The following is a 12,413-nucleotide window of genomic DNA, read 5'->3' as shown; positions in this document are numbered from 1 at the left end:
TCGTTACACGGCGCTGTGGCCGGCGGCAATTTCGGGCTTGCTCCGCGGGACGAACTCGCCGCGCGTTTTCTTGTCCAGGAACATCACATACAGCACGCCGACCAGGCCGACGCCAATGGCCACGGCCCGGACCAGCACCACCGGGATCCACGGAAAAACGCTCAACTGGTCGGTCAGGGCGATCAAGGTGAAGAACGCCGTCAAATACAGCACTGTGCGCATCTGCCAGCCCTCCCTGATGCCGGTGACGGCGAAGAACACCAACAGCCACAGCATGTACCATGGCTGAATCATGGACGCCATGAGCACGACGGCGGCGAAGGCCCACGCCATGCGGTACAGGACCGCTTGGCTGTAGCGCCGCGAGTCATCCAGGGTTGCCGGGCTGCCAAGGATCCCGCCGCCCAGGCCGCCACCTGTTCCCGACGGGTCCGGCCTGGCCGGTGGCAACGTGATCTTCAGGAACGCCAGGGCCATCACGATCAAGATGGAGACACCCTGGCCGATGGTCTGGATGACATCGGTGACGGCCGCCCCTGCACCGCCGAGCAACATCACCACAAAGCCAACTGTGTTGGAAAGCAGTCCCACGGGGGCGTACCAAATCCACACCGTGCCCGGGGTCTGCAGTGCGGCAAGCCAACCGAAACCAAGCCCGTTGACAGCCCCCATGGCCGCCATAATGCCCGCTGAAATGCCCAGGGTGGCCGCCCACAAGCCAAATTTTCGCACCCAGCCGGCCTGCGAGCCCGCCCACAGCAGCCCGACGAAGGGCAGCGCAATCAAGGTGATGGGCTTGATGGCAATGGAGGCAGTGACAAACAAGATGCCCACCACGGGGCGTTTGGCCGAGGCGTGGTAGATGCCGGCCACGACCAGGCCCAGCATGAGTGAATCGTTGTGCACGCTGGCCACGAAGTTGATCAGCACCACCGGGTTTAGAACCGCCAGCCACAGTGCGCGGTGGGGGTTGAAGCCGTGGCGGGCGGCAAGTTTTGGCACATAGACGGCCAGCAGCACCACTCCTGCCAAACTGGCCAGCCGGAACGGGATCAACGCTATTTCTGGGCTGGCGTCCGGCAGCAGCACGGCAAAGTGCTCAAGCCACAGCCACAGCGGCCCATAGGGTGTGGGCGCCTCGGTCCACAGCGTGTCCGGACCCAGGGAAAAATAGTTGTTGAGCGCGGAAATGCCGTTGGTGTACGGATCCAGGCCCTGCTGCATGAGCCGGCCCTGGCCAATGTAGGCATAGGAGTCGCGGCTGAACAAGGGCAGGGCCACCATCATCGGGGCAACCCACAGGATGAGGGCTTTTTTCAGCACGGGTGCGGAGTCGTCGTCCCAGCCGGCCAGGTGCTGGCGCAGCCGCAACCAGGCCCGCAGCATCAATGCCGCACCCACGCAGAGCATGACGGTGGTGGTGACAACAGCCACAGGAGTTGTCCTGGCCAGGATGAACAACGGATTCCTGATCAACACCGAACTGCTGGCCAGCCAACCGACACCCAGGGAGCCAAACAGCAGCAGCATGGACCCGGCAAACCCCTGCCAGATGGCCGATGTGGCTGTGCCGGTGCGAAAAGGCAGCTTGTTCAACAACTTCTTCTTCATCTCCGGCAGGGCTGCGCGCGTGCTGGTCAACAACTAACTCCTGAAATTTTGACGCCTTCAAGGCAGGACTGGTTGGCGTTCACATGGGCGGGCTGGCCCGGGCAGCGACTACGTGCTGCGCTAATATGTAAACAGCCAAGGATACCGTTCTTGGCAGTCTACCCACTTCAACCGGGCAGTTCACTGGAAAAGGCGCATCGCGCCGACCGGGACTGCCTCTGGCCCAGCCCGCCGCACCACTGCACGCCACACCACTTCACGAAGGACCGGACCATCTCCACGGACACGTTTTTTGCCGCCCTCGCCCGATGCCGGAATGCGCTGCTGCCCACCCGGACCCAAAACTGGCTGCACACCCCGCGTGGCATGTGGACCGTCTTTGCTGCCATCCATCTGGTGTTCCTGCTGCTGGCGGGCATCCTGTCGCTGCGCGGCGAGGCCTTTAGCGACACTTTCATCTACCGCATCTGGGCGTCCGTGGACTTCAACGAGACCCTCGTCGTGGGCCCCAGCCCCTGGGTGTACCCGATCCTTGCGCTGATCCCCATGGCCATCGCGGATCTCTTTGGTCCGAGCCCGTTCCTGTTTATCTGGGTGCTGATGATCGCAGCACTGAACACCCTGGCCGTGGGCAGGCTCACCGGCTGGGGCAAAAAACGCGAAACCATTCCGGCGGGCCTGTGGTGGATCGCCTTCACCGCCTTGTTGGCCTGGCTGGGCTTTGCCCGCGTGGACGGTCTCACGGCCCCGGTCGTCTTGATCGCCTTGTCCATCGGTGTCGCGAGCCCGTTCCTGACCTCGGTCATCCTCAGCGTCGCGACGTGGACGAAAGTCTGGCCGGCCGCCGTCGTGCTTGCGCTTTTCACTGTGGTCAAGCAGCGTGTGCAGGTGGTGCTGGCCGGCGTGCTCGTCACGGCCGTGGTTGTGGCCGTGGCGCTGGCCATGAATGCGCTGCCCAAGCTGTTGAATTTCCTGCTTGAGCAAGGCGACCGCGGCATGCAGCTTGAGGCCACCTTCACCACGCCCTGGCTGTGGATGAGCGTGCTGGGCCTGGGCGGGGCGCGCATGTACATGAACCAGGACATCAACTCCATGCAGGTCGACGGCCCCGGCTCCGAGGTCATGAGCTTCCTCATGCAGCCGCTGCTGATCGCCGCCGCGCTGCTGGTTGCCGCCCTGATTTTCTGGGCCCTGCACACCGGCAAGCGCAACGGCGGGGCCGACCGCACCGCCCTGCTGCTCTTTGGATCCCTCGCCCTGGTCACGGCCTTCGTCGTGTTCAACAAGGTCGGCTCCCCGCAGTTCATGGTGTGGCTGGCCCCGGCCGTCGCCGTCGGCCTGTCCTACCAGTGGAAGGCCTGGCGCGTTCCGGCCACCATGCTGATCGGCGTGGCCATCCTGACATTCCTGGTCTACCCGCTCTTTTACGACGCCCTGTCCCACAACAACCCGGCCATGGCCGCCGTCCTGACACTGCGAAACCTGCTGCTCGTGGTGTTGTTTGTCTGGAGTGTGCGGCAGCTGTTCCTGATGGGGCGCAACCCTTCCCGGATTCCCAGGCACGACGCCGGCCCCTCCGCCGCCGGCAAACCGGCCCCCGCCGTGGCCGCCGATGCGTCCCTGACCAAGGAGCCTTGAGATTTCAGCTCCGTTGTTTGACCGGGTTCTCGACCGGGCCGTGCGCATCCGCGGAAAGTTCCTCTCCCCCACGGTGATTGCCTGGTTCCGCACGCCCGCCAGCGTGTGGTGGGGCTTCGCCGTCGTCCACGTCTTCTTCCTGGCCTGGATGATGAGCTTCATCGTCCACGGCGACACGTTCAGCGACACCCAGCAATACCGCCAGTGGGCGCTGCTGGGCTACAACCCGTCGGACCTGGGCGGGGCGATCAGTCCCTGGGTGTATCCGCTGCTGGCGCAGCTGCCCATTTTTGCTGCGAACATGTTTGGCCCGTCGCTGTACCTGCTGGGCTGGACGCTGATCATCATCGTCTTCAACGGCGTGGGACTGGCGTTCCTGACCCGCGGGAAACGCGCCCGCAGCGGCATTGCCCCGGCCTGGTTTTGGCTGTTTTTCACCTTGTTCATGGGTTTCCTCAGCTTTGCCCGGGTGGAGGGCATCACGACGTCCCTGGTGCTGATTGCCCTGCTTTACGCGGCGGAGCGGCCGGTGGTCGCGGCAGTCCTGCTGTCGGTGGCAACCTGGATCAAGGTTTGGCCCGCAGCTGTCATCGCCCCGCTGCTCATCGCCAGCGCGAAGCGGGTCCAGGTGTTCCTGGCCGGTGTGGCTGTCAGCGCCGCCGTGGCCGCCGTGGCGGTGGTGACGGGGGCCGGCACGCATTTGCTTGATTTTGCCATCAACCAGGGCGACCGCGGCATGCAGCTGGAGGCCACGTTCTCGACCCCGTGGGTGTGGCTCAGCGTGTTCCGTGTGGGCGGGTCGAAAATCGCCGACAACGTGGCCATCAACTCCACCGAGGTGTACGGACCCGGCGCCGAGGTGGCCGCCTGGCTGATGCAGCCGCTGCTCATCGCTGCCGCCCTGATTGGCGCCGCCCTCATGGTGTGGGCCCTGCGCCGCGGCGCCCAGCGTGAGGAACTGCTCCTTGAGGGCTCGCTGCTGATGGTCACCGCGTTCATCGTCTTCAACAAGGTGGGTTCGCCGCAGTTCATCATCTGGCTGCTGCCCGTCGTGGTTGCCGGCTTGGTGCACGACTGGGACAGGTGGAAGGTCCCCGCCACTTTGCTGATGGGCATCGCCTTCACCACGTTCATCATTTATCCTTTGTTCTACACGCCGCTGATCCATGCAAACCCCGTCATGGCGGCGGTGCTGACAAGCCGCAACGTGCTGCTCGTGACACTGCTGGTCTGGGCCGTGCGGCGCACAGTGGAGCTGGGCCGCAACGCCGTGCCCGCAGCCACCGCGAGCGCGTAGCCGGGACGCCCGTGCTGCTTCCGCGTAGCCGCAGTCGGCTGCGTGCGCCGAGAATGGCCCCAAGCAGCGTGAACGCCTGTCCGTCTCCGCGAAGATCGGTCTAGCCCGCGAGAAAGGTGTTTCTCCGGTGGTGTTTCGCGGGTTGGACCCATTGTCGCCGCGAGCGCCTCACGGCACAGCCGAAACGCGCCCGGCATCGGACCGCAGCCCGCCACCCCGGTGCAGCACGTTTGTTCCGGCCACGCCCGACGGCAACCGGCCGTTCAGGCCACCGGCACGGCTTCGCGGCTGAACAGCAGCCTGCGGGTGTGCACGTCAACGACCAGCAGGTAGATGACTCCGGCCCACGCCACGGCCATCGACAGCACCTCCGTCGCCACCGGCAACTGCACAAAGCCCCACACAAAAAGCTGGTCCTGTGCGCCGAACACCACGAAAAACGCAATCACCACATAGCAAAGCTTCGTCTGCCAGTTGTTGCGGACCCCTGTCACGGCCAGGAAGGGCAGGAACCAGAGGATGTACCAGGGCTGGATGATGGGAGCCAGAAGCACGACGGCGGCAAACGCCAACCCCATCCGGCGCACCGCATTCTTCGGGTCGCCAAGGACCGCAAGGCAGGCGGCGACAGCGATGCTGGCCAGGGTCAGCACGGTACGGAATCCGCGGGCAACGAGCAATCCGTCCAGGCCCAGCGCATTGGCTGCAATTTCAACCATCTGCCCGCCAAAACCTGACGGCGAATAACCGGTGTAGCCCGGGTTGGTGTCGGTCAGCGCCCAGGTCCAGCCAAGCCCCAGATTGCCGGGAATACCCATGAGCCACAACAGTGCCAGGCTCAGCGATCCGGTGGCGGCCCAGAACAGGAACCGCCGGCCCCATCCGGCAGCGCGCCCGGCCCACAACAAACCGATGAACGGCAGCAGGACAATGGTGATGGGCTTGACGGCGATCGAGGCCGTGACCAGCACAACCCCCAGCACGCCGCGCTTCGTGGCGGCATAATACGTGCCGGCAACGGCCAGGCCAAGCATCAGCGCGTCGTTGTGCGCGCTGGCAATGAACGAGAGCAGGAACAACGGATTTGCCACCGAGAGCCACAGCGCCCTGGCACCGTCAATGCCGTGCAGCCGTGCCAGTTTTGGCACATAGATCACGCACAGGGCCACACCAATGCAGGCAACCCCGCGAAACAACAGCACCGAAATGTCAGGCTGCGCCCCTGTTAAGGCCACCACGCCGCGGCTCAGCCACAGGAACAGCGGCCCGTAGGGCGTGCGGTTTTCAGCCCACGACGGATCCGTGCCCTGCATGAACCAGTTGTTAAGCGCTGAGATCCCCGTGGTGTAGGGGTCCAGGCCCTGCGCCATGAGCCGGCCCTGGCCTGTGTACGCGTACACATCGCGGGAAAAGATGGGGACGGCGACCAGCAACGGCGCCCCCCAGACAACCACGGCAGCCACCACGGCACGCAGGGAACCAGTCCCCCAACCACTGAGCCGCTGCCCAAGCCGCAGCCAGGACCGCAGCAGCACCATGGTGCCAAGTGTCAGCAAAATCGTGGAGGTGATGACCCCCGCACCCTCCGTGCGCATGGCAATCACGAGGGGGTTGCGGATCATGGGCGAGCCGTAGGCAATCCAGCCCACCCCCACGGAGCCGGCCAGGATCATGACCGAGCCAACGAATCCCTGGAGCAGTGATATCCACGACCCGGGGACGGCGGCCGGCCGGTGTTGCGGCGCCTGAGGTGAGGCTGTCATCTCAAGTCTCCGGCCGTCGTCGTATGTTTCCTACAGCAAGATGGCGGCAGTGCAGGCTCCGCCAAGGCCGATTTTAGCAGCGCGGGCGCGGGCGCGGTTCACGGTACATTGGTCGGGTGGCTATTACTAATGAACGCATTGTGTGGATTGACTGTGAAATGACCGGCCTCGATGCCGTCAACGACGCCTTGATCGAGGTGGCGGCGCTCGTGACCGACTCCGAGCTGAACATTTTGGGCGAGGGTGTTGACGTGGTCATCAAGCCCAGCGACGAGGCCCTGGCGCAGATGGGCGACTTCGTGCGCAACATGCACACCACGTCCAAACTGCTCGACGAACTGGCCGGCGGCACCACCATGGAGGACGCGCAGGCGCAGGTGCTGGCGTACATTCGCCAGCATGTGCCCGTGGCCAACAAGGCGCCCCTGGCCGGCAACTCGATCGGCACCGACAAGGTGTTTCTGGCCCGTGACATGCCCGAGCTCGTGGAACACCTGCACTACCGGGTCATCGATGTCTCAACCATCAAGGAACTCTCCCGCCGCTGGTACCCGCGCGCCTACTTCCAGTCCCCGGCCAAGACCGGCAACCACCGCGCGCTGGGTGACATCAAGGACAGCATCCAGGAGCTCAAGTACTACCGCGAGGCCGTCTTTGTGCCGGCTCCGGGTCCCGACACCTCCACGGCCAAGACAATTTCAGCCAAGTACTGACAGCCAATTTCGCGGTTCCCCCGCGGAATTCCCCCCGCAGCAATGCGATCTGGCTCACAGTTGGGGGGAAAAGGTCCGCTTTTGGTTCAGTCCACCTTTTTGTTCGGGTAGACTAGTCGTCGTTGCCACAAGCGCGGAGGACATCGTCAAGATGGTTTTTTGCACTGCGGCGGACATGGTGGGTTTAGCTCAGTTGGCAGAGCGCCTGGTTGTGGTCCAGGAGGTCGCGGGTTCAACCCCCGTAACTCACCCCGAGTGTGGTTCTTGCGAATCACGAAACACCCCGGTCATTTGATCGGGGTGTTTTTCATTGCCCCGCGGGTTTTTGCCCGCCGTTTCACCCGCATGTGCCCAACCTAGAAAATGATTTCCAGCCTGAAAAGGAAGCCGTCATGACCATCCTGCCCGTGACCATCTTGGGTGAGCCCGTGCTCCACCGCCGCGCTGACGAGGTCAAGGACTTCGATGAAGACCTCAAGACCCTCGTGGCCGACATGTACGAAACCATGGAAGCCGCCAACGGCGTGGGCTTGGCGGCACCGCAGGTAGGTGTGGGCCTGCGGATCTTCACCTACAAGATGGACAACGACGACGGCGTCCCCGCCCGGGGTGTTCTGGTGAACCCCACGCTCACGGTTGGCAAGATTTCGGGCAACACCCCGGACCCTGACGACGAGGTGGAGGGCTGCCTGTCGGTGCCCGGCATCGACTTTCCACTCAAGCGCGCCGAATGGGTGCGTGTGCGCGGATTCGATGTTGACGGCAACGCGCTGGACTTTGAGGCGACCGGCTGGTTTGCCCGCTGCATGCAGCATGAATATGACCATTTGGACGGCAAACTCTACGTTGACCGCCTCAACGCCCGTTATTCCAAGAAGGCCAGGCGCTCGGCCAAGAACAACGGCTGGGGCGTGCCCGGTCTGACCTGGATGCCCGGCGTGGATCCGGACCCTTTCGGGCACTAACGCCCGCCCAACGCATGTGAGTGATTTCTCACTCCGCATTGCCGTCGCAATATTGCGGCAGGGCGCCCCTGCATGGAGTAGTTTGGCCATACAGCAGTCTGCAATCTTTTTACAACTTTTTTTACAACGACCGATTCTTCTTCAAGAGGCGGCCGTAAAGGGGAACCATGTCAGGCACATCCACGCCCAAACCAGCACCCCAAGGGGTCCCTCGCAAAGTTGTCGGCCTTGCCGTGGCCGGTGCGGTGGGCGGCTTCCTTTTCGGTTTCGACTCCTCAGTGGTCAACGGTGCAGTCGACGCCATCCAGGGCGAGTTCGTCCTGGGGGATGCCCTCACCGGGTTCGCCGTCGCCGTCGCACTGTTGGGTTGCGCGGTCGGCGCCTACATGGCAGGCAAGATCGCCGATGCCAAGGGCCGCATCCCGGCCATGAAGCTGGGCGGCATATTGTTCTTTGTCAGCGCCCTCGGCACTGGCTTTGCCTTCAGCGTTTACGACCTGATCTTCTGGCGGCTTGTGGGCGGTCTCGGCATTGGCCTGGCATCCGTCATTGCCCCGGCGTACATCTCTGAAATTTCCCCGCGGAAGCACCGCGGACGGCTGGCCTCCCTGCAGCAGCTGGCCATCACCACAGGCATCTTTGCCGCCCTGCTTTCCGACGCGTTGTTCGCCAATTTCGCCGGGGGTGCAGCCCAGGCGTTCTGGTTTGGCCTGCCTGCATGGCGCTGGATGTTCCTTGCTGCGGCCATCCCGGCGATCGTGTATTTCCTGATCGCCCTGGTGCTGCCGGAATCGCCGCGCTTCCTTGTCCTGCAGGGCAAGGATGAAGAAGCCGCGCGGGTCTTCAAGACCATTGCCCCGGATGAGGACACCGAACGCAGCATCCGTGAAATCAAGGAGGCAGTCAAGGAAGACTCGCTGTCTGCCAAGAAGGGCTCGCTGCGCGGAAAGCGCTTTGGCCTGATGCCGGTGGTCTGGATCGGCATCATCCTCTCGATGCTCCAGCAATTCGTGGGCATCAATGTCATTTTCTATTACTCCACAACACTGTGGCAGGCGGTCGGCTTCCAGGAGAAGGATTCGCTGACCATTTCCGTGGTGACGGCGATCGTGAACATTCTTGTGACACTCGTGGCCATTGCCCTTGTGGACAGGATCGGACGACGCCCCATCCTGCTGACAGGCTCCATCGGCATGGCGGTCTCGCTGGGGACCATGGCGCTTGCCTTCTCCGCAGCCACCGGTTCCGGCGCCGAGATCAGCCTGCCCGGCGCATGGGGCCCCATCGCCCTCGTGGCAGCCAACATCTTCGTTGTCAGCTTTGGCGCATCGTGGGGCCCGCTCGTCTGGGTGCTGCTGGGCGAGATCTTCCCCTCCCGCATCCGTGCCCGCGCCCTCGGGTTGGCCGCCGCCGCACAGTGGATTGCCAACTTCATCATCACGCTGACGTTCCCGTCCATGGCCTCGGCATCGCTGCCGTTGACATACGGCATGTACGCCCTGTTCGCAGTGGCCTCGTTCTTCTTTGTGATGTTCAAGATCCCCGAAACCAACGGCATGTCCCTGGAGCAGGCGGAAACACTGTTCGTCAAGAAGCCCAAGGCCGCCAAGGCCCCGAAGAACTGACTCCCCGTGTTCACCCGGCGCAGAGTTCGAGCTGAACTTGGCGCCGGGTGACACCAGGCGCCAAGTTCAGCTCGAACTCTGCGCCCGCTGAACCGGGCGTGTACAGGAACACGCGCCAGGATCGCTAAACTGGCCAGATGACCCCTCGCACCACCCTCAGCACTGAGCTGATCCTCGATTACCTGAACATTGCAGCCGCCGACCGCACCGAATGCCTGGCCCTGTTCGACGGCGGGGCCACTCCGGCAGCCGAAAGGGTCCTGGCGCATCTGTCGTCCAGGCTGGGCAGCGCCGATGACTCCGTGCCCGACCTTGGCACCCCGGATCTCCCCGTCACCGAACGTGACTGGCTCAGCGCCATGGTGCGGTTCGTCCCTGACATCCTGCACTGGCACCAGGAACGACGTATTCCGGACACCATTTCGCGGGCCACCCTGGCCGACTTTGGCCGCAACATGGACATCAACCGCCGGGTCCACCACTGCTTCGGCATGGACACGTTCAAGTGGCTCAACCAGCTATTTTCCGGCCGCCTTTTCCAGCTGGGCCGGCTCCAGTACCTGATCCACCAGCCATCGGCGGCCATCCCGGGCGTGGCATCCGGGGAATGGATTCTCGGCATCCACATCCCGGAGGACGGCAGCCTGGCAGCCGCGACCGTGGACGAAAGCCTTGCCCTGGCCGGCGCATTCTTTGCCGAACACTTCCCGGCACAGCCTGCCAGGACGGCCAATTGCGAGTCCTGGCTGCTGGATCCCTACCTTGCCGCCCACCTTGACCCGCGCGCAAACATTGCCAAGTTCGCCGCCCGATTCACGCCCTACGGCGAACCCCGCAACGAACCAACCGATGCCGTGTACTTCACGTTCCGCACCCGCAGCATGGACAATCTGGACGCCCTGCCACGCACGACGACGCTGCAACAGATTGTCCTGGACCGCATCGCTGCCGGAGGTGCTTGGCAGCTGGGCTTCGGCTCGCTGGCTTTGCCCCGGTAGGCCGGCAACCATGCGGCAGCCGTTGCCTGCTCCGGCCCCACCCCGGTGCCGGGTGCAGCTGGGGCGGGTGCCGCCGTCGTGCTTGCCAACAAGACAGTCCCGGGCTGCGGTAAACTGAATAGTTGGTGTCCTGCCTGAAAAATTCTTTACCGCTAGAAAGTAGTCTTGTGTCCTCTCCGGCCCAGTCCCCCGCCCGCGCCACCGAAATTACCGGCCAGGCGGAGCGTCGCAGAACTTTCGCCGTCATCTCCCACCCGGATGCCGGCAAGTCAACGCTGACCGAAGCGCTGGCGCTGCATGCCAAGGTGATTGGCACGGCGGGTGCGACCAACGGCAAGTCCAACCGCAGGGACACGGTCTCCGACTGGCAGCAGATGGAGAAGGACCGCGGCATCTCGATCAGCTCGGCGGCGTTGCAGTTCTCCTACCGCGACACCGTGATCAACCTGCTTGACACCCCGGGCCACGCCGACTTCTCCGAGGACACCTACCGCGTGCTGGCCGCCGTCGACTGCGCCGTCATGCTCATCGACGCGGGCAAGGGCCTGGAAACCCAGACCATGAAGCTGTTCGAGGTGTGCCGCCAGCGCAATCTGCCCATCATCACCGTCATCAACAAGTGGGACCGCCCGGGCCTGGATCCGCTGGAATTGATGGACGAGATCACCGAGCGCACCGGGCTGACGCCGATGCCGCTGACGTGGGCCATCGGCATTGCCGGCGACTTTCGCGGTGTGTGGGACGTGCGCCGCAACGAGTTTGCCAAGTTTGCCCGTAACAGCTCAGGCGCCCAGATCGCCCTTACCGAATACCTCACGCCCGAGCAGGCCGCCGCGGCCGAAGGTGATGCGTGGACGGATTCCACCGACGAGGCCAGCCTCGTGGTGGACGAAGCAAACCCGCTGGACCTGGACGCTTTTTACGCGGGCAAGGCCACTCCCCTGTTGTTCTCCTCCGCCGCCCTGAACTTTGGCGTCAAGCAGATTCTTGACACCCTGGTCGACTTCGCCCCGCCGGCGTCCCCGCGCGCCGACGTCACAGGCACCGCCCGCGCCGTCGAAGCCCCGTTCTCGGGTTTCGTGTTCAAGGTCCAGGCCGGCATGAACCAGGCCCACCGCGACCACGTGGCCTTCGTCCGTGTCTGCTCGGGCATGTTTGAGCGCGGCATGGTCGTCACCCAGACGCGCACCGGGAAGTCCTTCGCCACCAAGTACGCCCAGCAGGTCTTCGGCCGTGACCGCGAAGTCATCGACACCGCCTTCCCTGGCGACGTCGTCGGACTCGTCAACGCCTCCACCCTCCGTGTGGGCGACAGTCTCTTCGTCGAGGAACCCGTGGAGTACCCGGCCATCCCGCTGTTCGCCCCGGAACATTTCCAGGTGGCCCGCTCCAAGGACCCCAGCAAGTACAAGCAGTTCCGCCGCGGCATCGAACAGCTTGAACACGAGGGTGTCATCCAGGTGCTGCGCTCGGACCTGCGCGGCGATCAGGCACCGGTGCTTGCCGCCGTCGGCCCCATGCAGTTCGAGGTTGTCGAGGACCGCATGCACCACGACTTCAATGCCCCCATGCGCCTGGAACGGCTGCCGTACTCCCTTGCCAGATTGACGACGCCGGAGGCAACCGAAACGCTGGCAAACCTCCATGGCGCTGAGGTGCTTGAGCGCAGCGACGGCGAGTTCCTGGCATTGTTCAACGACATTTGGGCCATGCGCCGGGTGGAAAAGAACCACCCGGACCTCCCGTTGGCCGAAATCGGCACCTCAATGCAGAAGTAAACTTTCCGGCTCCAATCCTCCTGCC

The 12,413-nt window shown here is 63.9% G+C and carries 9 protein-coding genes and 1 tRNA gene; 8 read left to right on the top strand and 2 right to left on the bottom strand.

Annotated elements, in window-relative coordinates; all coding sequences use genetic code 11:
• Positions 1 to 3: 3 nt before the first annotated feature.
• Positions 4 to 1,641 carry a polyprenol phosphomannose-dependent alpha 1,6 mannosyltransferase MptB gene (gene mptB / locus AC1L6K_RS10045; protein WP_480952537.1) on the bottom strand — a complete coding sequence of 546 codons (1,638 nt, stop codon included), beginning with the start codon at positions 1,639 to 1,641 and terminating at the stop codon, positions 4 to 6.
• 120 nt (positions 1,642 to 1,761) lie between these two features.
• On the opposite strand from mptB (AC1L6K_RS10045), the gene AC1L6K_RS10040 reads away from it, so the two are divergent.
• Entirely contained in the window at positions 1,762 to 3,249 is a 1,488-nt protein-coding gene (locus AC1L6K_RS10040; RefSeq protein WP_480952536.1) for a glycosyltransferase 87 family protein, read from the top strand.
• A gap of 40 nt (positions 3,250 to 3,289) precedes the next feature.
• Positions 3,290 to 4,546 carry a hypothetical protein gene (locus AC1L6K_RS10035; protein ID WP_480952735.1) on the top strand — a complete coding sequence of 419 codons (1,257 nt, stop codon included), beginning with the start codon at positions 3,290 to 3,292 and terminating at the stop codon, positions 4,544 to 4,546.
• 263 nt (positions 4,547 to 4,809) lie between these two features.
• Here the strand turns inward: AC1L6K_RS10035 and mptB (AC1L6K_RS10030) are convergent, their stop codons facing one another.
• Complete coding sequence (gene mptB, locus AC1L6K_RS10030; RefSeq protein ID WP_480952535.1) at positions 4,810 to 6,309, bottom strand: polyprenol phosphomannose-dependent alpha 1,6 mannosyltransferase MptB; 1,500 nt, start codon at positions 6,307 to 6,309, stop codon at positions 4,810 to 4,812.
• A 116-nt stretch (positions 6,310 to 6,425) separates the two neighbouring features.
• Between mptB (AC1L6K_RS10030) and orn the strand changes: the two genes are divergently transcribed.
• The 6 genes from orn to AC1L6K_RS10000 all read left to right on the top strand — a co-directional run bounded on the left by orn (position 6,426) and on the right by AC1L6K_RS10000 (position 12,388).
• On the top strand, positions 6,426 to 7,022 hold the full coding sequence (gene orn, locus AC1L6K_RS10025) for an oligoribonuclease (protein ID WP_480952534.1): 597 nt from the start codon (positions 6,426 to 6,428) through the stop codon (positions 7,020 to 7,022).
• A gap of 178 nt (positions 7,023 to 7,200) precedes the next feature.
• A tRNA-His gene (locus tag AC1L6K_RS10020) sits at positions 7,201 to 7,273 on the top strand.
• A 141-nt stretch (positions 7,274 to 7,414) separates the two neighbouring features.
• Positions 7,415 to 7,987 (top strand): peptide deformylase, encoded by a 573-nt coding sequence (gene def / locus AC1L6K_RS10015; RefSeq protein ID WP_480952533.1) that lies wholly within the window; start codon positions 7,415 to 7,417, stop codon positions 7,985 to 7,987.
• A gap of 167 nt (positions 7,988 to 8,154) precedes the next feature.
• Complete coding sequence (locus AC1L6K_RS10010; protein WP_480952532.1) at positions 8,155 to 9,612, top strand: sugar porter family MFS transporter; 1,458 nt, start codon at positions 8,155 to 8,157, stop codon at positions 9,610 to 9,612.
• 137 nt (positions 9,613 to 9,749) lie between these two features.
• Positions 9,750 to 10,610: an acyltransferase domain-containing protein gene (locus AC1L6K_RS10005; protein WP_480952531.1), complete on the top strand. Its 861-nt coding sequence runs from the start codon at positions 9,750 to 9,752 to the stop codon at positions 10,608 to 10,610.
• Positions 10,611 to 10,777: 167 nt separating this feature from the next.
• On the top strand, positions 10,778 to 12,388 hold the full coding sequence (locus AC1L6K_RS10000; RefSeq protein ID WP_480952530.1) for a peptide chain release factor 3: 1,611 nt from the start codon (positions 10,778 to 10,780) through the stop codon (positions 12,386 to 12,388).
• Positions 12,389 to 12,413: the final 25 nt, after the last annotated feature.

It is taken from the genome of Specibacter sp. BI4 (assembly GCF_056680095.1).
This window is presented reverse-complemented; position numbering and strand designations above follow the sequence as displayed.